Genomic DNA, 23,900 nt, shown 5'->3' with positions numbered 1-23,900 from the left:
TATCATGCTTTAGGACTTCGCTTGCGTCGGGCGTGCCAATCCCTACATTCTGGCTTGAGTTTAAGGACCGAGAATGACCGAGACAGATCTCATCGAACGCAAGCGGGCCAGCGAGATTCCACTTCATGGCCCGGAAGCCTTCGAGGCCATGCGGCGTGCAGGCCGCCTGACCGCCGAGGCGCTGGACATGCTCGTCGACAAGGTGAAACCCGGCGTGACGACGGACGCCCTCGACAAGCTTTCCTTCGAATTCATCCGGGATCATGGCGCCTATCCGGCCTGCCTGCATTACCGCGGCTATACCAAGACCATCTGCACCTCGATCAACCACGTGGTCTGCCACGGCATCCCGAACGACAAGCCCCTGCGCGACGGCGATATCGTCAATATCGACATGACCCTCATCCTCGACGGATGGCACGGGGATTCGAGCCGCATGTTCTATGTCGGCGACGTGCCCCGGCGGGCCCAACGGCTCTGCGAGATCACCTACGAGGCCATGATGCGCGGCATCGCGGCGGTTCGCCCCGGGGCGACCACCAACGATATCGGCGCGGCCATCCAGACTTATGCGGAAGCCGAGCGCTGCTCCGTGGTGCGCGATTTCTGCGGCCACGGCCTCGGCCGGGTCTTCCACGATTCCCCGACGATCCTCCACTATGTGGAGCCGGCCTATAACGTTGAGCTGAAGCCGGGCATGCTGTTCACCATCGAGCCCATGATCAATCTGGGCCGCCCGCAGGTGAAGGTGCTCTCGGACGGCTGGACCGCCGTGACCCGCGACCGGTCCCTCTCCGCCCAGTTCGAGCATACGGTGGGTGTGACGGAGACCGGCGTCGAGATCTTCACCCTGTCGCCCAAGGGCTACGACAAGCCGCCTTACGCCGCCGCATGAGCGACGCCGACGATACGCCCCATTACCACGGCCACCGCGACCGGCTGCGCGCCCGCTTCTCGGAAGTCGGGGGCGATGCCATGCCGGATTACGAGCTCTTGGAGCTGGTCCTGTTCCGCTCCATCCCGCGCCGGGACGTAAAGCCGATCGCCAAGGAGCTGCTGAAGCGTTTCGGCACCTTCGCCGAGGTGCTGGCCGCCTCCCCCGCCCGGCTGATGGAGGTGGAAGGCATCGGCGAGAGCGTCGTCACCGACCTGAAGATCGTTGAAGCCTCCGCCCGCCGCCTGACCAGGGGCGAGGTGGCGAAACGGCCCGTCCTGTCCTCCTGGACTTCCGTGCTCGATTATTGCCGCGCGGCCATGGCCTTCATGGACAAGGAGCAGTTCCGCCTGCTCTTCCTCGACAAGCGCAACGCCCTGATCGCCGACGAGGTGCAGCAATCGGGCACCGTCGACCACACGCCGGTCTATCCGCGCGAGGTGGTGAAGCGGGCGCTCGAACTCTCCGCCTCCGCCTTGATCCTCGTCCACAATCATCCGAGCGGAGACCCGACCCCATCCACTGCGGACGTCAAGATGACACGCGACATCATCGACGTCGCCAAGCCTCTCGGTATCATCGTCCACGACCACATCATCGTCGGGCGCGAGGGGCATGCGAGTTTGAAGGGATTGAAGCTGATCTGAGGCCCGTGCTCACGAGCCCGTCTCCTTAAAACAGCGACTCGATCCCCGAAAAGATCGCATAGATGAAGCCGAGGCTGAGCATCAGGCCGATGGCGCCGATGACAAGGCCGCTCAAGATGACCACCCCATCCCGCTCGACCAGCCCCAGACCGACCAGGCACACCGCCAGCCCCATGGGGATCTGCCCGACGAAGGGCGGCGCGAAAAGCAGTCCCAAGGCCATCACCAGAATGACCACGCCCATGAGGCGCATGGTGAGGGGCGTATCGAGGAAGGTCATCCGGGGACGCGAGAAGCGCTCGAGCCGGCGGAAGGCCGGCAGTGCCCGGGCAACCGCCCGCTCGACATCCACACTGGCGATGGAACGGTTCAGGAGTGCGTTCGGCAGCCACGGCGTCGAGCGGCCGAAGATGATCTGGACCGCGACGAACGCCAGCAGAAGGCCGCAGACGAGCGGGATCGGGGGCGGCATGGGAAGGCAGTTCGGTAGCGCCAGCAGAACGATCAGGAGGGCGAAGGCACGGTCCTGTAGCACGCCCATGATATCACGGACGGTAAGACGTTCGCCTGGCTGGGAAGCCAGAGCAGCCAGGATCTGGGAGGTACGCGCGTTGGAGAACAAGGAGCCCTGGTCAGTTCGAGGATGCTCGGACAGGCTTCTCTACCCGAGTTGACCCTGCGGGCCAAGTGCGCAAGTCCGTCACGACCTTGTTTTGATTGAGGTCCTCCCCTCAATGCAGGGAGATCTCACCCTCGATTGCCCGGAACTCCGCCGGGCGGATCAGGCGCGAATGGCTCACCGTGACGGAATGAAGCGGCCCGGCCAGTTCCCGCTGCCAGAAATCCAGGAACTCGAGGAGAACCGGAAACCTGGGCGCCAGGTCGTATTCCTGCCAGATGAAGGTCTGCAGAAGATGCGGATGATCGGGCATGCGATAGAGGATGTTGGCGGTCGTGAGGCCATAGCCCTCGAGCTGGCGGATAAAATCCTTGGAGACCATGCGAACTCCTTGCCTGAAATGATGCAGGGCGTCGGGGGCCCATGCTCAAGGTTAAATCGCGCGCGAACTTTCGGGTTCCCATCCCGAAAGTCGCATCCCCGCAGGTCCTTGCGCACGAGCCTTTCGCGAGAGGCAAATCCTGCCAAAAGGGAATGCCTGCCTATTGAGACTTCCCCTCCGTCATCGTATTCCGTTACGCTGTCGGCTGTGGGGGTACGATGACGATGGTTCGGAGTTTGTGGAGCCGCGGGCTTATTGCGGGCGCTCTGGCGCTGGCGGTGTCGGCCTGTGCCGGAGGAGCCCTCAACACGCCGATCAACGGGCCCATCGCCAGCATGGCGGATCAGGGCGGCTGGCCGCTCGGCCCGGACCAGTTCGGATCGACCGTCGTCGGCGTGGCCTTTTCCGGCGGCGGCATGCGGGCATCCGCCTTCTCCTATGGCGTCCTGAACGAACTCGACCGCTATCAACTGGCCACCGATCAGGGCCCTCAGCGGATGACGGATATGATCGACCTCGTGTCCGGCGTGTCGGGCGGTTCGGTCACCGCCGCCTATTTCGGCCTCAAGGGTCGCGACGGCCTGCCCACCTTCCGCTCCCGCTTCCTGGAGCGCAATGCGGAACAGGGCTTCGACACGGATGTCTCGCTGGCGAACGTCCTTCGGATCGTCAGCGACGGCGGCGTCAACGACCGTTCCAAGTTCCCGAACTGGCTCGACGAGAACCTGTTCGACGGCGCGACCTATGCCGATCTCTTCGCCAGGAAGCGTCCGCTCGTGTGGATTGCCGCATCGGATATCTACAGCCGCGTCCCCTTCGTCTTCGAGCCGGTCACCTTCAATGTGCTCTGCAGCGATCTCGGCCGCGTCCGCCTGTCAGAGGCGGTGGCGGCGTCAGCTGCCGTACCCGGCCTCTTCATTCCCATGAATGTCGAGAATTTCGGCTCGTCTTGCGGCGGCCATGTGCCGCAATGGTACCAGCGCGGCGTCGAGGACCGGACGGCTCCCGCCACCCTGCGCGCCAGCGCCGCTGCCATGGTGCGATACCGCAACAACCCGGAACGCTTCCGCTATGTGAAGCTTCTGGACGGCGGCCTGACCGACAATTTCGGTATCCATTCCCTTGCCATCGCACGGACCAACCGCGACCGGCCCTATATGCCGATGACGGCCGAGCAGGCCGTGCGGGTGAAGAACTTCCTGTTCCTGGTGGTCGATGCGGGCCGAGGCCCTGCCGGCAACTGGCCGGAGCACCTCGCCTCGCCCTCGGGCATGGAGCTCGCCGGCATCGTCACGGACGTCGCCATCGATTCCGGGGTCTACAAGGGCTATGACTATTTCAACGCCACCATGACCGGCTGGCAGAACGACCTGAAGCGCTGGCGCTGCTCGCTTTCCAGCGACGAGATCGTGAAGCTGCGCGGCACGCCGGACGGCTGGAAATGCGGCGATGTGACCTTCACCGTCGGCCGGGTCTCCTCGGAGGATGCGGGACCGGAATTGCGCAAGCGCATGGACGAGGTCCCGACCCGCTTCCAGCTCGATCCGCAGACGCTCGATACGGTCATCGGCGCCGGCGAAATCGCCCTGCGCAACAACGCGACCTTCCGCAAATTCATCCGCGGAGGTTCCAGGCGGATGTTGACGGCGTCGCTTACCGAAACTGAAGATTCGCCCTAGCCACGCGGAGCGAAAGTGAAGCAACTTTATCGGGTGGCTTGAGGAACGACTTTTCAGGCATCGAGAGGCAACCCTCGATTCTTCAGCCTTTCGGAGGCTCAAGCAGGATATGCGTTTCGCCTTTGCCGGTATCGATTTTCTCGGGGACGTTTTCGAGACTTTTCTCAGCAAGGGCTGGGAGCCCGTGAAACTCTTCAGCCGCCCCTGCGACGGCATTTACGACTTCAACGACGTGACGGTTGCCCGCGCCCGCGCCTTGCGGGTGCCGGTTCAGTTCACGCGCCTGCGCCAAGCCGACCTCGCCCATCTGAAGGCCCTCCGTTGCGAGGCGCTCGTCGTTGCAGGATACCCCTGGCTGATCAAGGACTGGGAGACCTACCTCCCCTATGCGATCAACTTCCACCCTTCCCCGCTCCCCGTCGGGCGCGGACCCTATCCGCTCTTTCAGGCCATCCTCGATCGGGTTCCGGACTGGGGCGTGAGCGTCCATGCCCTCGACCCGACTTTCGACACGGGCCCTATCCTCGCGCAGGATCGCTTCACGCTCGATCCGGACGAGAATCACGACAGGCTGCTCGCCAAATGCCAGATGGCAGCAAAGCGCATCGCAGCCCATTTGGCCGAAGACCTGCCCCGGCTCTGGCCCCAGGCGACGCCGCAGGGAACGGGAAGCTACTGGCCGCGCATGACACAGGCCCAACGCACACTCGATTGGACGAAAGGCGTCGGCGATGTGCTGCGCACCATCCGCGCCTTCGGATCCATCGAGACCTTCGCCCAGGTCAATTCACGCTACATCTATGTCTGGGAAGGATCAGGCTGGGAGGAGGAGCACTTCCACAAGCCCGGCACGCTGGTCCACAGGCACAGGAGCCATCTCGTCATCGCTACCCCCGACGGCTTCGTGCAACTGACCGGCTGGAGTTCCTATGCGCCTCAGGGACCTCGGAACAAAGGGTAGAACCCCGGGTCCTTCAAAGACGATGATAGAGTCGGCCCTGATAGACCAGCGCGGGTTTCGGCTCGCCGAGCCGGATCGCGACGATCTCGCCGACGATCACGTAATGGGTGGCGACGAGCCGTGCGTCCGTGAGGCGGCAGTCGAAGGAAACGAGGCTGGACTTGAGGAGCGGCGCGCCTGTGGCGAGCGTGTCCCATTGTCCCAGGGTGAAGCGGTCCTGGCCGTGCAGATTGGCCCGACCGGCGAAGGCATCGGCGACAGGGATATCGTCGGCGCCGAGCGTATTGATGCAGAACACCTCGTTCGAAATCAGCGCCTGAGCCGTCCGGCCCGCCGCATTGACGCAGATCAGCAACGAGGCCGGATCGTCGGTGACGGGCGTGACGGCGGTCGCGGTGAAGCCGGCGCGCCCCGCGGAGCCGTCGGTCGTGACGATGTGAACGGCAGCGGCGACACGGCTCATTCCCTCGCGAAAGAGAGCCGAATCGAGGCCGGGGGTGCCGGCGTCGGCGGAATTGGGGACGGGCTGAGTCTTCAACATTTGAATCCGTAAAAGCCTCTCCCACCCTTTTTGGCAAAGCACAAGGCCATGGAGGGATATGGTCGCGATCCGAAGATTTTGAAAGCTTCGTGAAAAACCTCAAGTTTCACTGTTCCATCAGCCAAATTTATGGGAAACTTAACAGATTGTTGTCGAGGGGCTCTCGCTTTGCTACAGACCCCCGCCTTATGTCCGGCTTGGCCTTGCCATTGCATCGTGCTTTGCTGGGACAGCTCCAAGAATGACCCCTTCCAGAGGGGCAAGGGTAGGATATGGAAATTTTTGTGCAGCAGCTCATAAACGGGCTGACGCTGGGGTCGATCTACGGCCTCATCGCAATCGGCTATACGATGGTGTTCGGCATCATCGGCATGGTGAACTTCGCCCATGGCGACGTGTTCATGCTCTCGGCCTTCATCGCTCTCATCTTCTTTCTGATTCTGACCACATGGCTCGGAATTTCCTCCATCGCGCTGGCGCTGCTCATCGTGCTGGTCATCGCGATGGCGCTCACCTCCCTGTGGGGCTGGGCCATCGAGCGGATCGCCTATCGGCCCCTGCGTGGCTCCTTCCGCCTCGCGCCGCTGATCTCAGCCATCGGCGTCTCGATCTTCCTGTCAAACTTCGTCCAGGTGGCTCAGGGCGCCCGCAACAAGCCGACGCCTCCCATGATCGGCGACGTGATCGTGCTGTTCCAGGGCGCGAGCGGCTACAATGTCGCCCTGTCCTACAAGCAGATCATCATCATGGTCTCCACTGCGGTGCTTCTGACCATCTTCTGGTACATCGTCCAGAAGACCTCGCTCGGACGCGCCCAGCGCGCCTGCGAGCAGGATCGCAAGATGGCGGCGCTGCTCGGCATCAACGTGGACCGGACGATTTCCCTCACTTTCGTGATAGGCGCCGCCCTCGCGGCGGTCGCGGGCACCATGTACCTCCTGTATTATGGCGTCGTGAGCTTCAATGACGGCTTCGTGCCGGGCGTGAAAGCCTTCACGGCGGCGGTTCTCGGCGGCATCGGCTCGCTTCCGGGCGCCGTTCTCGGCGGGCTGATCATCGGCCTCATCGAGACCTTCTGGTCGGCTTACTTCTCCATCGAGTACAAGGACGTGGCCGCGTTCTCGATCCTCGCCATCGTCCTCATCTTCATGCCCTCCGGTATCCTGGGGCGGCCTGAAGTCGAGAAGGTTTAAGGAGCCTGCCCATGAACGCTCCTCCGATTACCACCACCTCGGCCGAGGACATGGCCGCACCGAGCCGTTTCGATTTCCCGACGGCGCTCAAGGACTCCGCGATCACCGCGCTGATCGCGCTCGGCCTCTCCATCCCGATCCTGGCCTACAAGACGGACCAGAACGGCGCCGATCTCTTCCTGACGCCGCGCTGGGGACTGGTCGCGATCTTCTGCGCCATCATCTTCGGGCTTCGCCTGCTGCAGCACGCCTTCATGGCGACGCGGGCCGCGCGCAAGGCCCTGCCCGACCCCCATCAGGCGACGGAGCTGGTTCATGCCGAGCCGAGCGCCTTCCAGCATATATCCAAGTTCGCCATCCCCTTCTTCCTGGGGGCCGCCCTCTCCTTTCCGTTCCTGGTCTATCTGATCCAGGGCGGGCTGAACGAGTCGCGCTACTGGGTCGATCTGGGCATCCTGATCCTCACCTACGTGATGCTCGGATGGGGCTTGAACATCGTGGTCGGCCTCGCGGGCCTTCTGGATCTCGGCTATGTCGCCTTCTACGCGGTCGGGGCCTATTCCTATGCCCTGCTCTCGACCACCTTCGGCCTGTCGTTCTGGATCTGCCTGCCTCTCGCCGGCATCCTCGCCGCCTTCTGGGGGATGATCCTCGGCTTCCCGGTGCTGCGCCTGCGGGGCGACTATCTTGCCATCGTCACCCTCGCCTTCGGTGAGATCGTCCGTCTCGTCCTCATCAACTGGACGGACCTGACCAATGGCGGCGCCGGTATCTCCTCGATCCCGCGCGCGACCTTCTTCGGCCTGCCCTTCACGGCGGGCGAAGGCGGGTTCGCGAGCACCTTCGGGCTCGAGTTCAACGGCATGCACAGGATGATCTTCCTGTATTACCTCATCCTGGTTCTGGCCCTGATCACCAATTTCGTGACCATGCGCCTGCGCAGGCTGCCTATCGGCCGCGCGTGGGAGGCCCTGCGCGAGGACGAGATCGCCTGCCGTTCGCTCGGCATCAACACCACGAACACCAAGCTGACGGCATTCGCCATCGGCGCCATGTTCGGCGGCTTCGCGGGTTCGTTCTTCGCGGTCCGCCAGGGCTTCGTCTCTCCGGAAAGCTTCAACTTCCTGGAATCGGCGATCATCCTGGCCATCGTGGTCATGGGCGGCATGGGATCGCAGATCGGCGTCGCCATCGCGGCCATCGTGCTTGTCGGCGGCCCCGAGATGCTGCGCAACCTCAACTTCCTTCAGTCCATCTTCGGTGCGGGTTTCGACCCTAACGAATATCGCCTGCTGCTCTTCGGCATGGGCATGGTCGCCATGATGGTCTGGCGTCCGCGCGGCCTCATCTCGGAGCGTGAACCCTCAGTGATCCTGAAAGAACGCAAGGCCATTTCAGGTTCCCTCGTCAAAGAAGGACACGGCTAATGCGCTGGCAGCAGGATCCCATTCTCGATGTTCAGCATCTGACGATGCGCTTCGGCGGCCTCGTCGCCATCAACGATCTGTCCTTCCAGGCCGGGCGCGGCGACATCACCGCGCTGATCGGGCCGAACGGCGCAGGCAAGACCACGGTCTTCAACTGCATCACCGGCTTCTACAAGCCGACGGAAGGCATGATTGCGTTGCGGAAGCCTGACGGCTCGCATCTGCTTCTGGAGCGGCTGCCGGGCTACGACATCAACTGGAAGGGCAAGGTCGCCCGCACATTCCAGAACATCCGCCTGTTCTCCGGCATGACCGTGCTCGAGAACCTGCTGGTGGCCCAGCACAACCCGCTCATGATCGCTTCGGGCTTCACCTTCCTGGGCGTTCTCGGAATCGGCGGCTATCGCAAGGCCGAGAAGGAGGCGATCGAGCGTGCCAAGTTCTGGCTGGAAAAGACCCGGCTCATCCACCGGGCTGATGACCCCGCCGGCGACCTGCCCTACGGCGACCAGCGCCGGCTGGAAATCGCCCGCGCCATGTGCACGGACCCGCTCCTGCTCTGCCTCGACGAGCCGGCGGCCGGCCTCAACCCGCGCGAGTCGCACGAGCTCAACGAGCTTCTGATGTCGATCCGCAAGGATCACGGCACCTCGATCCTCTTGATCGAGCACGACATGTCGGTGGTGATGGAAATCTCGGATCACGTGGTGGTGCTCGATTACGGCACCAAGATCTCGGATGGCACCCCGGCCGAGGTGAAGAACGACCCCCGTGTCATCGCCGCCTATCTCGGCGTCGCCGACGAGGAGATTGAAAAAGTCGAAGCGGAGATCGGCGCATGAGCACCGCTGCAGCAAACCCGTCAACGGCGCCCCAGAGCAAGGCGGCGCGTCAGCCGCTGCTCAGCGTCCGTGGCATCAAGACCTATTACGGCAACATCATCGCCCTCAAGGGCGTGGACATGGATGTGCACGAGGGCGAGATCGTGACGCTGATCGGCGCCAACGGCGCCGGCAAGTCCACCCTGATGATGACGATCTTCGGCAATCCGAGGGCGCGGGAAGGCACGATCACCTATGCGGGGCGGGACATCACCCAGATGCCGACCCACGAGATCGCCCGCCTGTCGATCGCCCAATCCCCCGAGGGACGGCGCATCTTCCCGCGCATGACCGTGTTCGAGAACCTGCAGATGGGCGCGTCCATGAATGGGCTGGCCCATTTCAACGAGGATCTGGAGCGCGTCTGCGCCCTGTTCCCGCGCCTGAAGGAGCGCCTCCAGCAGCGTGGCGGCACCCTTTCGGGCGGCGAGCAACAGATGCTCGCCATCGCCCGGGCACTCATGAGTCGCCCGAAGCTCCTGCTCCTTGACGAGCCGTCGCTGGGTCTCGCACCTCTGATCGTGAAGCAGATCTTCACGATCATCAAGGAACTGAACGAGCGGGACGGCATGACCGTCTTCCTCGTCGAGCAGAATGCCTATCATGCCCTCAAGCTGGCCCATCGGGGCTATGTGATGGTGACGGGCAACATCACCATGAGCGGCACCGGCAAGGAATTGCTCGCCAATCCCCAGGTTCAGGCCGCCTATCTCGAAGGAGGGCACAAGTGATGCAGGGTATCCTGTACGAAGAGCCCTCGATATGGCTCTTTCTTTTCGTCACCGTAATCATGGGCGGCGCCGCCGCCTGGATGACCGGCCGCGCCATGGCGATCACCTGGCGCCCCTACTGGCAACTTCTGGTCTATCTGCTGATCCTGGCAGCCGCAGTGCGCTTCATCCACTTCGCGCTGTTCGGGGGCACACTCCGATCGATCCATTATTATGCCGTCGACGCGATCGTGGTTCTGATCATCGGTTCCCTGGGTTTCCAATACAACCGCGCCCGCCAGATGACGTCCCAATATCGCTGGCTCTACGAGCGCACCGGGCCGTTCGGCTGGAAGGAAAAGACCTCTCATACGAATGGCTAAGCCTAAGAAATTCCAGCGTGACTTCCGCTCAAAAAGAGTCATGATGTCACGCGGAAGGCGGGTTTTGACCTGCTGACACCGGCCCCGAGGAAGGGGGCCTATAAAACCACCCAGAGGAGTGACCTCATGAAGAAATTGCTGTTGACCGGCGTCGCGCTCGGTCTTGGCCTCGCCTTCTCCGGCGCGGCCAACGCGCAGATCAAGATCGGCGTTGCCGGCCCCATCACGGGCCCGAATGCCGCTTTCGGCGCGCAGCTGAAGAACGGCGTCGAGCAGGCGGTCGAGGACATCAACGCAGCTGGCGGCATCAACGGCCAGAAGCTGCAGGTTGTCATCGGCGACGACGTGTCCGACCCCAAGCAGGGCGTTTCGGTAGCGAACAAGTTCGCGGCCGAAGGCGTGAAGTTCGTCGTCGGCCACTTCAACTCCGGCGTGTCGATCCCAGCCTCGCAAGTCTATGAAGAAGCCGGCATCGTCCAGGTCACTCCGGCCTCGACGAACCCGCAATTCACCGAGCGCGGCATGTGGAACACCTTCCGCACCTGCGGTCGCGACGATCAGCAGGGCCTCGTTGCTGGCGGCTATCTCGCCGACAAGTTCAAGGGCAAGAAGGTCGCCGTCGTCCACGACAAGACTCCCTACGGAAAGGGCCTTGCCGACGAAACCATGAAGGCTATGAACGCCAAGGGCCTCAAGGAAGTCGTCTATGAAGGCGTCAACCCGGGTGAGAAGGACTATTCGGCTCTCGTCTCGAAGCTGAAGCAGGCCGGCGTCGACGTGGTCTATTTCGGCGGCCTCCACACGGAAGCCGGCCTCATCATCCGCCAGATGCGCGACCAGGGTCTCAACGCCCCGCTCATGTCGGGTGACGGCATCGTCTCGGCCGAGTTCACCTCGATCGCCGGTCCGGGCGCCGAAGGCACCCTGATGACCTTCTCGCCGGATCCGCGCAAGAACCCGAACGCCAAGGACGTGGTGGCCAAGTTCAAGGCCAAGAACTTCGACCCCGAGGCCTACACGCTCTACAGCTACGCCGCGACCCAGATCCTGGCGGAAGCCGCGAAGCAGGCCGGCAGCACGGACGGCAAGAAGGTCGCCGACATCATGCACTCGGGCAAGCCCTTCAAGACCGTGATCGGCGATATCTCCTACGACAAGAAGGGCGATATCACCCGTCCGGACTACATCATGTACGTCTGGAAGAAGGGCGCCGACGGCAAGATCGACTATTCCGGCAACGAGATCGGCATGTAATCGATCGGCCCACGCCGAGATTTAAGGAACCCGCCCTGGCAACAGGGCGGGTTTTGTTTTGCCCCGGACTTGAGCCTGAAATCAAAGGCGTTTTCCCAAAAGATACTCTCGTGAGAAGCCCCCAATGAGTGCACATCATCGCCATCAGCTCACCGCATCCGTCTTTGTCGTTCTCAGACGCAGTAACGAGATCTGCCTGCTTCGCCGCGCCCATACCGGCTGGATGGACGGATATATGAGCATCCCCGCAGGCGGTCTGGATGCGAATGAAACCATACTGGAAGCGGCAATCCGCGAAGCCAGGGAAGAGGTTGGCATCACGCTTGAGCCGAGCGCGCTGCGCCACGCCCATACACTGCACAGCCTTACCGAGAGCCGCGACTGGCTCGGCCATTTCTTCATGGCTACCGAATGGGCGGGGGAGCCGCAGATCTGTGAGCCTGATAAGCACGACACCTTGATATGGGCGCCTGTCTCAGCACTCCCTCACAACATGATCCCCTACATACGCCAAGGCCTCCTTGGCATCGAAGAGCGTCAAACCTACTCGGAATACGGCTGGGAGCGGCCGTAGAGGTCCAACCAACCCGCCTGTTAATCCCAATAACCGCCTCCTTGTCCTATTCGCGCTCGATCCGCGCCCCAAAACATCCGCGCCGGGCGAAATGGGCATCCACATGGGCCACATTTGGATTGCCGAGAAATCGCTCGATGACATCCAGAACCGCCCGCCCCTCGGCGACGTCCGCATCCACGATGAGGGCGTTTGAATCATAGGCCCGCAGGGACAAAAACCGATCCCGCAGCATGGGCGGCAACTCGTTCCTGTAATGCCCCGTACCGGCCGAGCGGCTGACGAAGATCGGGCCGCTGGCGCGATAGGGCGAGCTCGGCATCGGCTGGTGGACATGATTGACGAGCAGAAGCTCCTCCCCTTCTCCACCCGCGTCAGCGACACGCGGCACGGATAGGCATCCGATTCGTCGGCCACGACCTTGATCGCGCCGATGGCCGAAAGCTCCGCCTCGGACAGGTTGAAGAGGGGTGAGAAAAGCGCGGCGTCGAGCCCGCGAACATGAAACGACATGGACGATCTCCTTGATGGGACCGTCAGGATCGCAGGCTCTCCGGTGAGGAACGACCCGATTCCTGTCGTGGATTATCCAAGCCGCCCCAGGACCGGGAAAGTCTCCAACAGCCAGAACGACATGTCGGTGATCCAGCCGGTCAGGAAGGCGATGCCCGTCAGGATAAGAAGTACGCCCATGGTCTTCTCGACGATGGAGAAGTGCGAGCGCATGCGCTTGATGAGGGCGACGAAGGGTTTCATGGCGAAGGCGGCGAGCAGGAAGGGGATTCCTAAGCCCGCTGAATAGGCGGCAAGCAGAAGCGCCCCGCGGGAAACGCTCGCTTCCGATCCCGCCACGGCGAGAATGGCGGCGAGAACCGGGCCGATGCAGGGCGTCCAGCCGAAGGCGAAGGCGAGCCCCATCACATAGGCGCCCCACAGGCCGATGGGCCGGTTCACGTTGAACCGCGCCTCCCGGTAGAGAAACCCGATCCGGAACGCCCCTAGGAAATGCAGGCCCATCACGATGATGGCGAGGCCCGCGAGCGTGCTCAGAACGTCGAGATATTGCCGGATCGCCTGCCCCAGCGCGGACGCCGTCGCACCGAGCAGCACGAACACCGTCGAGAACCCGGCCACGAACAGAAGGGAGGCCAGAACTGCCCGCCGCCGCACGGCGCTGTCGCCCTCATTCAGGCGGTCGAAGGTCGTACCGGCGAGAAAGGAAAGATAAGGCGGCACCAGCGGCAGGACGCAGGGGCTCAGGAAGCTAATGAGGCCGCCGAGCGCGGCAGCAGGGAGGGAGACGTTAAGCATGAGGCCTTCTAACCTTTCGCTCGCGCACAAGAAAGCCGGCGGCCGGCGGACTCGCCAGCTTGTGATCCCGCGCATTTTGGGCTTGCCTTAGCGCATCGTGCGGAAAAGTGGGTTCGGTTTTCCGCCCGGAACGATGCGCTCTTTAAAGGAGGTGAGCATCGGATTGATGCCAAATGTGCAAGTCCACTTTTGGGTCCGATGCTCTAGCCCATGACGGATTCTCGACCATGACAGTTTCCCGCAATCTCATCACCGATATCGCAGGCCTGCGCGTCGGCAACATCCACGATGCCGCCCTCGGATCGGGCGTTACCGCCGTCCTGTTCGATGAACCCGCCGTCGCCTCGTGCTTCGTCATGGGCGGCGCACCCGGCACGCGCGAGACCGACCTGCTCGACCCCGACAAGCTCGCTCCCGCCATCCACTCCGTCGTGCTCTCCGGCGGCTCGGCCTTCGGCCTTGATGCGGCGAGCGGCGTCCAGGCTGCGTTGCGGGAAAAGGGCATCGGCTTCGCCGTGAGGGATGCCCGCGTGCCGCTGGTGTCGCAGGCGGTGATCTTTGACCTGCTCAACGGCGGCGACAAGGATTGGGGCCGCTATCCGCCCTATCGCGAACTGGGTTACGAAGCCGTGCAGAATGCGGGGCTCGACTTCCCGCTTGGCACCGTCGGCGGCGGCTACGGCGCGACGACAGCGAACCTGAAGGGCGGCCTCGGCTCTGCCAGCGCCGTCACCTCGACAGGACATACGGTCGGCGCGCTGGTGATCGTGAATTCCGTCGCCTCCGCCGTCATCGGCACCGGCCCGCATTTCTGGGCGGGCGGGTTCGAGGAAAACGGCGAGTTCGGCGGCGTCGGCCTGCCGCAAAGGATCGAGCCGGAAAAGCGCAAACTGATCTGGAAAGGCGGCCCGCAGCCGGCGACCACAATCGCGCTTGTCGCCACCGACGCTGTGCTGACGAAGGGCCAGGCCAAGCGCCTCGCCATCGCCACCCACGGAGGCATCGCGCGGGGCCTCCGCTTCGCCCATGCCCTCTTCGACGGCGATACGATCTTTGCCGCCTCCACGGGTCGCCGGCCGCTGAAGGACGAACCCGCCGAGTTCACGGAAATCACCGCCATCGCCACCGACTGCCTGACCCGCGCCATCGCACGCGGAGTCTATGAGGCCACCGCACTGCCCTATCCGGGCGCACAGCCCGCGTGGCGGGATCGCTTCGGCAAAGAGCGGCAGGGTTAGAGCGAGAGTACAGCCTGTCTTCCGGCGGAACTGTATTCCGGATCGTCGCCGAGCCGCCATAAGAAGTTCGCCATGCGAGCTTCCAATCCATTTTGCGTGCTTCCGAGCGCACGGTCGAGGGTGGCTTGAACGTTCTCGGTCGAGGCCAGGAGCATCGCAGCCAGGCGTGGAGAGGCAGCCGCAATCAGTCCTCCCCAGCGTTGAGCCTCACCGGCACTAATGGCGAACCGAGTCCGCACCAGATCCATGAGGCGGTTTTCTGAATCAGTGGGCCGGATCATGAGCAACGTGCTCTCGCAGCCGAACAGATCCTGGGCAGCCCCGCGCATCGGGATCAGATAAGCGACCGCTGGCCCGTGCTCTTCAGTGGCCGGGAGAGGAATGGGGCCGCGCAACTGATCGAACAAGCCGGCCATCATCCGTTCGAGGCTCTCGCTCAAGTCCCGTTGAGCATCTTCATTCGTAAAAACGACCCGATCACCGGCTCTCACATTGACCTGAGAAAGCCGGGTCTCCATGGCTTGATTGCAAGCCAGAACGCGGCCGTTCCGGGTGAGCACCGCAGCGGGGATATCCATGAATTGGAGAGCGGAAACCGCCGACCGGGCCTGCCGCGCAGGGAACTTCGTAAACAGGAAGGACGCACGCGCAAGGTGCGACCGGAGAAGATTGAGATTCGCCTTGCCCTCCCGCTCCACCGGCCCCTGGTCATAGCGACGTTCGAAGCGCATACAGACAAGGCCGCCACCGGGGATCTGCATGATGGCACCAGCGGACCACCCGCCGCCACGGGGACGGTGGAAATCCCGATACATGGGAATTGAATCGACTTCGCCGGGGGCGAAAATATCGTTCTCGTCGAAGAACTTCAGGCGTTTGCGCTGGAGGCCGCGCTTGATCCAGGTATTTTGCAAATGCCAGCCGTCGGCATACCATTCAGCCAGAATGGGCTGATAATAATCCGTAGCGACCCAGGATCTCTCGCCTCGTCCGCTGACGGCGGCGACGAAGCCTCCCTCAGCTCCTGCAATGGCGGAAATCCGGTTGAGAACCTCGAACCATCGCTCAGGAATGACCGCAGCTTCGTAGATGCCGCTGATCAGCGACCGGTCCCCCAGCATCCGCCCCCCCCTGTAATGTTGGAGCCGATCATAAACGCTTCACCTCCCCATTCAAGCATTTCCCTCCAATAGGATAGGGTTGCTGTATTATGAAGAGCGCTCTTAAAGGTCCGGAAGGCAGGCGGCTTAGAACCGTCCTGGCCGATAAGGCTTCGGGTCGATCACGGGCGTTTCGCCGGTCATCATCTCTGCCATGATGCGGCCCGTGATGGGGCCGAGCGTCATGCCGTGATGGGCGTGGCCGAAGCTGAACCACAGGTTCTTGTGGCGGGGCGCCTGTCCGATGATCGGCATCATGTCCGGGGTGCAGGGGCGCATGCCCATCCAGGGCTCCGGATCGACCCGCTCGCCGAGGGGGAAGAAGGCCTTCGCGATGGGCTCGGCGCGCTGGAGCTGTACCGGGGTTTTCGGCGCGTCGCGGTCGGCGAATTCCGCGCCCGTGGTAAGCCGGATGCCCCTGGACATGGGCGCGAGGAAGTAGCCGCGCTCGAAATCGAGGGTCGGGCGGTTGAGAACCGCATTGCCCTCGGGCTTGTAGTGCATGTGGTAACCGCGCTTGACGGCGAGCGGGAAGTGATAGCCGAGACGCTTCGTCACCACGTCGGCCCAGGGACCGAGCGCGACGACGACGGCACCGGCGTCAACCGGCCCCTTCTCGGTCTGGATGCGCCAGCCATCCTGCGTCTGCTCCAGGGTCTTGGCATCGCCCGCAGCCAGCTCGCCGCCGAGGCGTTCGAACAGCCTCACATAGGACAGGGTCAGTTCATAAGGGTCGTAGATCGCGGCCGGATCGGTCCAGTGGATGCCGCCGGTGACGGAAGCCTTGATATGCGGCTCGCGCTCGGCCACGTCCTTCGGCTTCAGCGCATCGAAATTGACGCCGAAGTCGCGCTTCACCTGCTCGGCATCGCGCAGCTGCGTCTCGAGGGCTTTCTCGGTGCGGAAAACCTTCATCCAGCCGGTCGGGCGGATGAGCTGGGTCGAGCCGGCTTCTTCCGCCAGCGCCAGGTGCTCGATAACGCTGTGCTCGATCAGCGGCGCATAGAGGCGCGCGATCGCCTTATGCTCTTCCGGCCGCGAATGCATCCAGTACCGGAACAGGAAGGGCGCGAGCTTCGGCAACGCGGCCAGGTGGTAATGGGCATCGATGGTGTTGTTCAGCGCATAGCGCGCCAGCGCACCGAAATCGTGCGGAAAACCGTAGGGATAGACGCCTTCGCGCTGGATCAGGCCCGCATTGCCGTAGGAGGTCTCCTCTCCGGGCCCGCGCCTGTCCACCAGCAGCACGGAGCGGTCCCGCTTCTGCAAATGCAAGGCAACAGATACGCCGACGATGCCGGCACCAAGAACAACCACATCCTTACGCATGGAAACCCCTGCCCGTTTCAGTTCTCTCGGTCCCGAGAGTCGAGGGACATCCAGCCCCTCGCGCGACCGCTTCTTTACTCCGGTTCGTTCCGGGCCGTCCATGTCTTTCCTGTGGCATAAGACCCGCTTCTCCGGATGACTCGCAGATATTTCGACTACGGAGAACGCTCACAAAGGTTGGCCGATTAGATCTATAGTGCGACCGCAAAGAAAGTAAGCCGAAGTCCGCCTCATCTCCCTGGGCGGACTTTTTGCTTCAAAGGCAGTTTTTGGCGTGTCCGTGATGGCGACGATCACCCGGCATGCGCTACCTCCGGCCGGCACCGTGATCGGTATGTGATCATGATGGACGCGGATCAACGCGAGTTGGGTGTTCAGAAGCCCTTGCGGCCGCCTCCTTCCGCCAATGGATTCAAGGTCGCGAGGAAGGCGATGAGTTGCCGCCGCTCCGTCTCGTTCAGGGTCAGGGCGCGCAGCTCGCTGTGCCCTGCCGGAGCCGCCGGGGCGGCGCTGTAGTGCGCCACAACATCCGCCAGGGTGGCGATCTGGCCTGCATGCATGTAAGGCGGCCGACCAGCGGCGCCGCGCAACGACGGTGTCTTGAAGGCGCGCAGGAACTCATGCCCCTCCGCCATCATGAAGCGCAGCTCGGAGCAGTCGCCCTCACCCGCATCGCTGTACTTGCCGAGGCAGTTGAACGGATCCTCGCGCACCAGTTTGGCACCGGCCTCCCGACCCCGATCCTCCGGCAGTCCGGGAGCCTCAGCGACGCCGGTGTTGTGGAAGTGGTTGTCGGTCAGGAGCGGGCCGCTGTGGCAGTTCACGCATTCACCCTTGCCGATGAACAGGCGCAATCCGGCTACTTCATCCTCGGCGAGAATTCCGGCACCGCTGCCGGAGTCGAGGGCTGACGCATAGGCATCGAACCGCGTGCGAGCCGGGAGGATCGTACGCTCGTAGGCCGCGATGGCCTTGCCCATGTTGGCGAACACCCGGTTCACCGCCTCCCGGTCTGTCTCCGACATTGCGGCCCAAGCCACCGCAGCATCCGGATCGGCGACGGGACCGGCATGCGGCGGCAGATGCCCCATATCGGGCAGCGCCCCGAACAATCCCTCATAGGGTTCTCGGTACTGCTCGGCGACGAGATGCGCGTACTGCGTGCGGCTTCCACCGTGCTCGACGGCGCTCTCCAGCGGGCCCAGCGCCTGCGACCAGAGGCTGTCCTTGCGCCCGTCCCAGAACAGGAAGGGGCTGTGCGCCGTTCCGGCAATGGGCATGGTGCGCCGGGCGGTCGTGCCGACGCCACGCGCCAGCGGCACGTCATCCTGGAACTGGCGCTCGGGAACATGGCAGGAGGCACAGGCGACTTGGCCGTTGGCGCTGAGGCGTGTGTCGAAGAAAAGCGCGCGGCCGAACTCCGCCGCCCGGGGGTCGTCAACCACCCTGTTCGATGGATCCTTGGGCAACGGCGGCAAGGCATCCAGCGCGAGCGACCGGATGGTCGCGCGCTCCTCCTCCGTCCAGCGTGCGGCCGGCGCGGAGGCGGCATGAAGCCCGGCCGCCAGGATGCCGGCGGCGAGCAGGATCGAAGAAATGATGGCGGCCGACCTGCGCATCGCAGCCCCCTCAGAGCATGAGGTTGAAGGTGACGGTGTCGGTGCCCTTGGGACCGTCGATGGCGAGATCGAGCGTCCACCAGCCGCGCATGTTGAATTTCATGCCCTCGATCCGGTAACGGCCGTCGCCCAGGTCCGCCGTCATCCGGGGCGCCGTCGGCAAGCCATGACCGTGCTGCGGCATACCGCCGTTGATCCCGATCCGGGCGACCTTCACGGGAGCGCCGGACTGATTCCGGACGGTCACGGTCCAGGCATGCATCGACCCGATGACGATCGGCATGGCATCCGGCGCAATGGCGGCACGATAGAGGCCCGCCGCCGTGGGCTTGTCGAGCGCGAGATCGAGGTCATCGGGAACGGAGCGCATCATTGCGCCAACCGTGACGCCGCCAGCGGTAAGCGCGATGGCAGGGATGCCGAGCAGGAGCGCCCGGCGTGAGGTGAGTATCGGCATATCTGTTCCTTTCCGGTGCGGTTGCGGCACCGATTTGAAAGGGCACAGCTAAGCGCCAGGAGGACGCGGCGCTTGAACGAAGCTGCTGACTTTCTGCGGAGCGCCACTTATCCTGATGCGAGCGGAGAGACCGAGGGAACGCATGAGGATCGTCGGGCGGATCGTGCTGTGGGAGGGTGGCAGTCTCTGGGCCTTCGATGTACCGCCCGCGCGCGACCGTGCGCAGACCACTCGGCTGCATGCCCATCACGCCATCCAGTTGACCTTCTCGGCCGGCGGAAGTTTTGCCATTTGCACGGAGAATGGACACACGGAAGGTCCTGCCGTTCTCATCGCGCCGGACGTGCCCCACGCATTCGAGCCCGAGGGCAGGATCGCGCTGATCTTCGTGGAACCCGAAAGCCAAGCCGGCCAGGTGCTGATGCAACGGATGGCCGGGGCACCCGTGACCCGCCTCGATGCTCCGTTCCTGGAGGACACGCCGACCAGGCTCTCAGGCATCTGGGCGGACCCACGGCCGGATGATGGAGTAATCGCCGCGCTCGGTCAGGTTGTCCTGGAGAAAGCCGTCGGCAAGGCCTTGCCCCCTCGCCCGCTCGACCCGCGGATCGTGCGCGCCCTCGACTGGCTCGCCCCGCGCCTCGGCGGCCATGTCAGCCTCCCCGAGGCCGCAGCCGTCGCCTGCCTCTCGGACAGCCGGTTCAGCCATCTTTTCGCCGCCCAGGTCGGCCTGCCCTTCCGGACTTACCTGCTTTGGCGGCGTCTCATGCTCGCCGTCGATCGGACCGCCGCCGGGTCGTCCCTCACGGCGGCGGCGCACGAGGCGGGATTCGCGGATTCCGCACATCTCAGCCGGACGTTCCGCCGGATGTTCGGCATTCCGGCAGCATCGCTGCACCTGATGTAGCCGCCGTCAAGCCATGGCGGTCCCTCGCTGCGGCATCCTTTGTGAGTTCTAAAAACGACGGTGCCGGAGAAACGCCCCGAGGAAACACTTTGTCCCGTTGCCGTTCGGAAACGCCCGTGCTACCGGCGCGGCCATGACACGCCCCCTGCTTATCGCCCCTTCCATCCTCTCGGCCGACTTCGCCAAGCTCGGCGAGGAGGTCCGCGCCGTCGACGCCGCAGGCGGCGACTGGATCCACATTGACGTGATGGACGGGCATTTCGTGCCCAACATCACCCTAGGCCCGGACATCGTGAAGGCCATTCGCCCCTATTCGGCGAAGGTGTTCGACGTCCATCTGATGATCGCTCCGGTCGACCCCTATCTCGAGGCCTTCGCCAAGGCAGGGGCGGATGTGATCAGCATTCATGCGGAGGCGGGCCCGCACCTGCACCGCTCGCTGCAGACCATCCGCAAGCTCGGCAAGAAGGCGGGCATCGTGCTCAATCCGGGCACCCATGAAACCTCCATCGAGCCCGTGCTCGACGATGTGGACCTCATCCTCGTGATGACCATCAATCCCGGTTTCGGCGGCCAGGCCTTCATTCCCTCCGTCTGCCCCAAGCTGCGGCGGATCAAGGAGATGGTCGGCGACAGGAACATCGACATCGAGATCGACGGCGGCGTAACGCCTGAAACCGCGCCGCTGGTGGCAGAAGCCGGAGCCAACGTGCTCGTCGCCGGCTCCGCCACTTTCAAGGGCGGTCCCTCGGCTTATGCCGCGAATATGGCTGCCATTCGCGAGGCTGCCGAGAAGGCGCGTTGAGATCGACGGCCTATCGTGCTACCGCGCGGGGCATATCCCCCCGCGCGAAAGTGTTGAGCCCATGATCCCTCGTTACAGCCGTCCCGAGATGGTGGCCATCTGGTCGCCCGAAACCAAGTTCCGCATCTGGTTCGAGATCGAGGCCCACGCCACCACGGCACTCGCCAATCTCGGCGTCGTCCCGAAGGAAGCGGCCGAGATCGTCTGGGAGAAAGGCTCCAAGGTCAGCTTCGACGTCGAGCGCATCGACGAGATCGAACGCGAGGTGAAGCACGACGTCATCGCCTTCCTGACCCATCTCTCCGAGATCGTCGGGCCCGAGGCTCGCTTCGTGCATCAGGGCATGACCTCCTCGGACGTGCTCGACACCACCTTCAACGTGCAGCTGGTGCGCGCCTCCGACCTGCTCCTGCGCGATATCGATGCCCTGCTCGCCGCCCTCAAGCGCCGCGCCTTCGAGCACAAGATGACGCCGACCATCGGCCGGTCTCACGGCATCCATGCGGAGCCGACCACCTTCGGCCTCAAGCTCGCTCAGGCCTATGCGGAATTCGAGCGCTGCAAGCTGCGCCTCATCGAGGCCCAGCGCGAGGTCGCGACCTGCGCGATTTCGGGCGCGGTCGGCACCTTCGCCAATATCGATCCGAGCGTGGAAGAATACGTGGCCGAGAAGATGGGGCTCTCCGTCGAGCCCGTCTCGACCCAGGTCATTCCGCGCGACCGGCACGCCATGTATTTCGCGACGCTGGCGGTGGTGGCATCCTCCATCGAGCGTCTCGCGACCGAGATCCGTCACCTGCAGCGCAGCGAGGTGCTGGAGGCCGAGGAGTATTTCTCGGCCGGCCAGAAGGGCTCTTCGGCCATGCCGCACAAGCGCAACCCCGTGCTGACGGAAAACCTTACCGGGCTTGCCCGCATGGTCCGCGCCTATGCCCTGCCCGCCATGGAAAACGTGGCGCTCTGGCACGAGCGCGACATCTCCCATTCCTCGGTCGAGCGGATGATCGGGCCCGACGCCACCGTGACGCTCGACTTCGCCCTGGCGCGTCTCACCAACGTCATCGACAAGCTCGTAGTCTATCCTGAGAACATGCAGAAGAACCTGGACCGCCTTGGCGGCCTCGTGCATTCGCAGCGCGTGCTTCTCGCCCTGACCCAGAAGGGCGCCTCCCGCGAGGACGCCTACCGGCTCGTCCAGCGCAACGCCATGCCGGTCTGGCGCGGCGAGGGCGACTTCCTGACCCTACTAAAGAATGATTCCGACGTAACGAAGTATCTTTCTCCTGCTGAAATCGAAGCCTGCTTTGATCTCGGCTACCATTTCAAGCAGGTCGATACGATTTTCACGCGGGTCTTCGGCGCAAGCTGAGCATAACTCAAGGGCTGGAAATATTTTCGCAACGCGCGACAATCCCCGTGCAGGAGACGAACGACGACTGGGGTTGTCATGCTGTCGGAGAAACTTCTCGCCACCGCTTTTTCCCGTGCCGTAAAGCACGGGACCCTGACAATGACCACCGCCAGAGGTAAGAACTTCACCTTTGGCGATGGCAAGGAGCCGCGGGTCGCGATCCGTTTCACAGATGCGGCGGCCCAGCTCGCGCTCTGCCTTCACCCCGAGCTGAGGCTGGGCGAGCTGTTCATGGATGGGCGGCTCGTCATCGAGACCGGCACGATCTACGACCTGCTCCAGCTTCTTCTGCAGGACACCCACGGGGAGCTCGATGAGCTTCCCCTCCGCCGCCTGCGCAGGATCCGGACCTGGATGCAGCGGCGCAGCGAGAACGATGCGACCCGCTCCAAGCGGAACGTCGCTCATCATTACGATCTCGACGGACGTCTCTACGCTCTCTTTCTCGACAGCGACCGGCAATATTCCTGTGCCTATTTCGATCATCCGGACGCCACCCTCGAAGAGGCGCAGATGGCCAAGAAGCGGCACATCGCGGCAAAGCTCATGGTCGAGCGGGGACAGAGCGTGCTCGATATCGGATCCGGCTGGGGCGGCCTCGGCCTCTACATGGCGCAGGTCGCGGGCGCGGGCTCGGTCAAGGGCGTGACCCTGTCGGAGGAACAGCTCGCAGTCTCCCGCAAGCGTGCCGTCGCCGCGGGCATCCCGGATCGGGTGCGTTTCGAGCTCGAGGATTATCGGTCGACCAAGGGCACCTTCGACCGCATCGTCTCGGTCGGCATGTTCGAGCATGTGGGCCTGCCGTCCTACGACACCTATTTCCAGACCTGCCACCGGCTTCTCAAGGACGATGGGGTGATGCTTCTTCACACCATCGGCCGGACCGGGATGCCCTATCCGACCAATCCCTGGATCGCCCGCTACATTTTTCCCGGCGGGCATCTTCCGGTCCTCTCGGAGATCATGCCGGCGGTGGAGTGCGCGGGCCTTGTCGTGACGGATATCGAGATCCTGCGCCTGCATTACGCCTTCACCCTGGAGAAGTGGCGCGAGCGCTTCCTGGCCCATCGCGAAGAGGTGCTGCGCCTTTACGACGAGCGCTTCTGCCGGATGTGGGAGTGCTATCTCGCCATGTCGGAATCCGCCTTCCGCTTCCAGGATGCGGTGGTGTTCCAGCTCCAACTCGCCAAGCGCAACGACACCGTGCCTCTCACCCGCGATTACATCGCCAAGCGCGAGGCGGCCTTGAAGCTCGCCGAGAATACGGAACTGAGAAGAAGCGCCTAGGGTTGAAGCCCAACTGAGGCGGCCATGGCGATTACGCTCGGATTAAAGCGCTTTTGGTTTCAGTGTAGGACATAGCCGGCGTGCCTGATCCAGCCTCGGGCATCTTTTGCAGTGATGGCGTCGAGGGCTGGTTTGAGTTCTGCTTCCAAGGCTTCGAGGCTGCGGGCAGCTCTCGCCTTGAGCCGCTCTTT

Annotated in this window: 25 protein-coding genes; 16 read left to right on the top strand and 9 right to left on the bottom strand. The window is 63.5% G+C overall.

What is annotated here, in order from left to right:
- The first annotated feature begins 73 nt into the window (after window positions 1-73).
- Both map and radC read left to right on the top strand, forming a co-directional pair.
- Window positions 74-895, top strand: coding sequence for a type I methionyl aminopeptidase (gene map, locus AB4Y97_RS18385; protein ID WP_442000501.1), 822 nt, complete (start codon window positions 74-76; stop codon window positions 893-895).
- Window positions 892-1,581 carry a RadC family protein gene (gene radC, locus AB4Y97_RS18380; protein ID WP_442000500.1) on the top strand — a complete coding sequence of 230 codons (690 nt, stop codon included), beginning with the start codon at window positions 892-894 and terminating at the stop codon, window positions 1,579-1,581. The genes map and radC overlap by 4 nt, the downstream gene beginning before the upstream one ends.
- Before the next feature lie 25 nt (window positions 1,582-1,606).
- On the opposite strand, the gene AB4Y97_RS18375 is transcribed toward radC, so the two are convergent.
- Both AB4Y97_RS18375 and AB4Y97_RS18370 read right to left on the bottom strand, forming a co-directional pair.
- Entirely contained in the window at window positions 1,607-2,203 is a 597-nt protein-coding gene (locus tag AB4Y97_RS18375; RefSeq protein ID WP_442000499.1) for an exopolysaccharide biosynthesis protein, read from the bottom strand.
- A 109-nt stretch (window positions 2,204-2,312) separates the two neighbouring features.
- Window positions 2,313-2,582 carry an usg protein gene (locus AB4Y97_RS18370; RefSeq protein ID WP_442000498.1) on the bottom strand — a complete coding sequence of 90 codons (270 nt, stop codon included), beginning with the start codon at window positions 2,580-2,582 and terminating at the stop codon, window positions 2,313-2,315.
- A 218-nt stretch (window positions 2,583-2,800) separates the two neighbouring features.
- On the opposite strand from AB4Y97_RS18370, the gene AB4Y97_RS18365 reads away from it, so the two are divergent.
- Together AB4Y97_RS18365 and AB4Y97_RS18360 are read left to right on the top strand one after the other, a co-directional pair.
- Window positions 2,801-4,261, top strand: coding sequence for a patatin-like phospholipase family protein (locus tag AB4Y97_RS18365; RefSeq protein ID WP_442000497.1), 1,461 nt, complete (start codon window positions 2,801-2,803; stop codon window positions 4,259-4,261).
- A 109-nt stretch (window positions 4,262-4,370) separates the two neighbouring features.
- The gene (locus AB4Y97_RS18360) at window positions 4,371-5,222 is read left to right on the top strand and encodes a methionyl-tRNA formyltransferase (protein WP_442000496.1); all 852 of its coding nucleotides are present in this window, start codon (window positions 4,371-4,373) and stop codon (window positions 5,220-5,222) included.
- A gap of 13 nt (window positions 5,223-5,235) precedes the next feature.
- Here the strand turns inward: AB4Y97_RS18360 and AB4Y97_RS18355 are convergent, their stop codons facing one another.
- Complete coding sequence (locus AB4Y97_RS18355; RefSeq protein ID WP_442000495.1) at window positions 5,236-5,763, bottom strand: flavin reductase; 528 nt, start codon at window positions 5,761-5,763, stop codon at window positions 5,236-5,238.
- Window positions 5,764-6,035: 272 nt separating this feature from the next.
- Here AB4Y97_RS18355 and AB4Y97_RS18350 point away from each other — a divergent pair, with 272 nt between their 5' ends.
- The 7 genes from AB4Y97_RS18350 to AB4Y97_RS18320 all read left to right on the top strand — a co-directional run bounded on the left by AB4Y97_RS18350 (window position 6,036) and on the right by AB4Y97_RS18320 (window position 12,185).
- On the top strand, window positions 6,036-6,956 hold the full coding sequence (locus AB4Y97_RS18350) for a branched-chain amino acid ABC transporter permease (protein WP_442000494.1): 921 nt from the start codon (window positions 6,036-6,038) through the stop codon (window positions 6,954-6,956).
- A gap of 11 nt (window positions 6,957-6,967) precedes the next feature.
- Window positions 6,968-8,383 carry a high-affinity branched-chain amino acid ABC transporter permease LivM gene (gene livM / locus AB4Y97_RS18345; RefSeq protein ID WP_442000493.1) on the top strand — a complete coding sequence of 472 codons (1,416 nt, stop codon included), beginning with the start codon at window positions 6,968-6,970 and terminating at the stop codon, window positions 8,381-8,383.
- Window positions 8,383-9,225, top strand: coding sequence for an ABC transporter ATP-binding protein (locus tag AB4Y97_RS18340; protein WP_442000492.1), 843 nt, complete (start codon window positions 8,383-8,385; stop codon window positions 9,223-9,225). The genes livM and AB4Y97_RS18340 overlap by 1 nt, the downstream gene beginning before the upstream one ends.
- Window positions 9,222-9,995 (top strand): ABC transporter ATP-binding protein, encoded by a 774-nt coding sequence (locus AB4Y97_RS18335; protein WP_442000491.1) that lies wholly within the window; start codon window positions 9,222-9,224, stop codon window positions 9,993-9,995. Before AB4Y97_RS18340 ends, AB4Y97_RS18335 begins: the two co-directional genes overlap by 4 nt.
- Entirely contained in the window at window positions 9,995-10,357 is a 363-nt protein-coding gene (locus AB4Y97_RS18330) for a DUF6867 family protein (protein WP_442000554.1), read from the top strand. The genes AB4Y97_RS18335 and AB4Y97_RS18330 overlap by 1 nt, the downstream gene beginning before the upstream one ends.
- 126 nt (window positions 10,358-10,483) lie before the next feature.
- On the top strand, window positions 10,484-11,611 hold the full coding sequence (locus AB4Y97_RS18325) for an ABC transporter substrate-binding protein (protein ID WP_442000490.1): 1,128 nt from the start codon (window positions 10,484-10,486) through the stop codon (window positions 11,609-11,611).
- Window positions 11,612-11,735: 124 nt separating this feature from the next.
- Window positions 11,736-12,185: an NUDIX hydrolase gene (locus AB4Y97_RS18320; protein ID WP_442000489.1), complete on the top strand. Its 450-nt coding sequence runs from the start codon at window positions 11,736-11,738 to the stop codon at window positions 12,183-12,185.
- A gap of 46 nt (window positions 12,186-12,231) precedes the next feature.
- Here the strand turns inward: AB4Y97_RS18320 and AB4Y97_RS18315 are convergent, their stop codons facing one another.
- Window positions 12,232-12,576: a DUF1203 domain-containing protein gene (locus AB4Y97_RS18315; protein ID WP_442000488.1), complete on the bottom strand. Its 345-nt coding sequence runs from the start codon at window positions 12,574-12,576 to the stop codon at window positions 12,232-12,234.
- A 194-nt stretch (window positions 12,577-12,770) separates the two neighbouring features.
- Window positions 12,771-13,496 (bottom strand): cytochrome c biogenesis CcdA family protein, encoded by a 726-nt coding sequence (locus tag AB4Y97_RS18310; protein ID WP_442000487.1) that lies wholly within the window; start codon window positions 13,494-13,496, stop codon window positions 12,771-12,773.
- Window positions 13,497-13,723: 227 nt separating this feature from the next.
- Between AB4Y97_RS18310 and AB4Y97_RS18305 the strand changes: the two genes are divergently transcribed.
- Complete coding sequence (locus AB4Y97_RS18305) at window positions 13,724-14,734, top strand: P1 family peptidase (RefSeq protein WP_442000486.1); 1,011 nt, start codon at window positions 13,724-13,726, stop codon at window positions 14,732-14,734.
- Here AB4Y97_RS18305 and AB4Y97_RS18300 read toward each other — a convergent pair.
- From AB4Y97_RS18300 to AB4Y97_RS18285, 4 genes are all read right to left on the bottom strand, one after another.
- Window positions 14,731-15,855 carry a hypothetical protein gene (locus tag AB4Y97_RS18300; RefSeq protein WP_442000485.1) on the bottom strand — a complete coding sequence of 375 codons (1,125 nt, stop codon included), beginning with the start codon at window positions 15,853-15,855 and terminating at the stop codon, window positions 14,731-14,733. The genes AB4Y97_RS18305 and AB4Y97_RS18300 overlap by 4 nt on opposite strands.
- Window positions 15,856-15,981: 126 nt before the next feature.
- On the bottom strand, window positions 15,982-17,223 hold the full coding sequence (locus AB4Y97_RS18295) for an NAD(P)/FAD-dependent oxidoreductase (protein WP_442000484.1): 1,242 nt from the start codon (window positions 17,221-17,223) through the stop codon (window positions 15,982-15,984).
- A gap of 374 nt (window positions 17,224-17,597) precedes the next feature.
- A complete protein-coding gene (locus tag AB4Y97_RS18290) occupies window positions 17,598-18,842 on the bottom strand; it encodes a cytochrome-c peroxidase (protein WP_442000483.1) in 1,245 nt (414 codons plus the stop codon).
- Window positions 18,843-18,852: 10 nt separating this feature from the next.
- The gene (locus tag AB4Y97_RS18285; protein ID WP_442000482.1) at window positions 18,853-19,299 is read right to left on the bottom strand and encodes a FixH family protein; all 447 of its coding nucleotides are present in this window, start codon (window positions 19,297-19,299) and stop codon (window positions 18,853-18,855) included.
- Between the two features lie 142 nt (window positions 19,300-19,441).
- On the opposite strand from AB4Y97_RS18285, the gene AB4Y97_RS18280 reads away from it, so the two are divergent.
- The 4 genes from AB4Y97_RS18280 to AB4Y97_RS18265 all read left to right on the top strand — a co-directional run bounded on the left by AB4Y97_RS18280 (window position 19,442) and on the right by AB4Y97_RS18265 (window position 23,709).
- Complete coding sequence (locus AB4Y97_RS18280) at window positions 19,442-20,206, top strand: helix-turn-helix domain-containing protein (protein ID WP_442000481.1); 765 nt, start codon at window positions 19,442-19,444, stop codon at window positions 20,204-20,206.
- Window positions 20,207-20,339: 133 nt separating this feature from the next.
- Window positions 20,340-21,011 (top strand): ribulose-phosphate 3-epimerase, encoded by a 672-nt coding sequence (gene rpe, locus AB4Y97_RS18275; RefSeq protein ID WP_442000480.1) that lies wholly within the window; start codon window positions 20,340-20,342, stop codon window positions 21,009-21,011.
- Between the two features lie 61 nt (window positions 21,012-21,072).
- Window positions 21,073-22,380: an adenylosuccinate lyase gene (gene purB / locus AB4Y97_RS18270; RefSeq protein ID WP_442000479.1), complete on the top strand. Its 1,308-nt coding sequence runs from the start codon at window positions 21,073-21,075 to the stop codon at window positions 22,378-22,380.
- A gap of 78 nt (window positions 22,381-22,458) precedes the next feature.
- Window positions 22,459-23,709: a class I SAM-dependent methyltransferase gene (locus AB4Y97_RS18265; protein WP_442000478.1), complete on the top strand. Its 1,251-nt coding sequence runs from the start codon at window positions 22,459-22,461 to the stop codon at window positions 23,707-23,709.
- Window positions 23,710-23,900: the final 191 nt, after the last annotated feature.

This window comes from Microvirga sp. 2TAF3, assembly GCF_052114965.1.
In the GTDB taxonomy this organism is placed as follows: domain Bacteria; phylum Pseudomonadota; class Alphaproteobacteria; order Rhizobiales; family Beijerinckiaceae; genus Microvirga.
The sequence above is the reverse complement of the archived record's forward strand: the minus strand, read 5'-3'. Positions and strand labels throughout refer to the sequence as shown.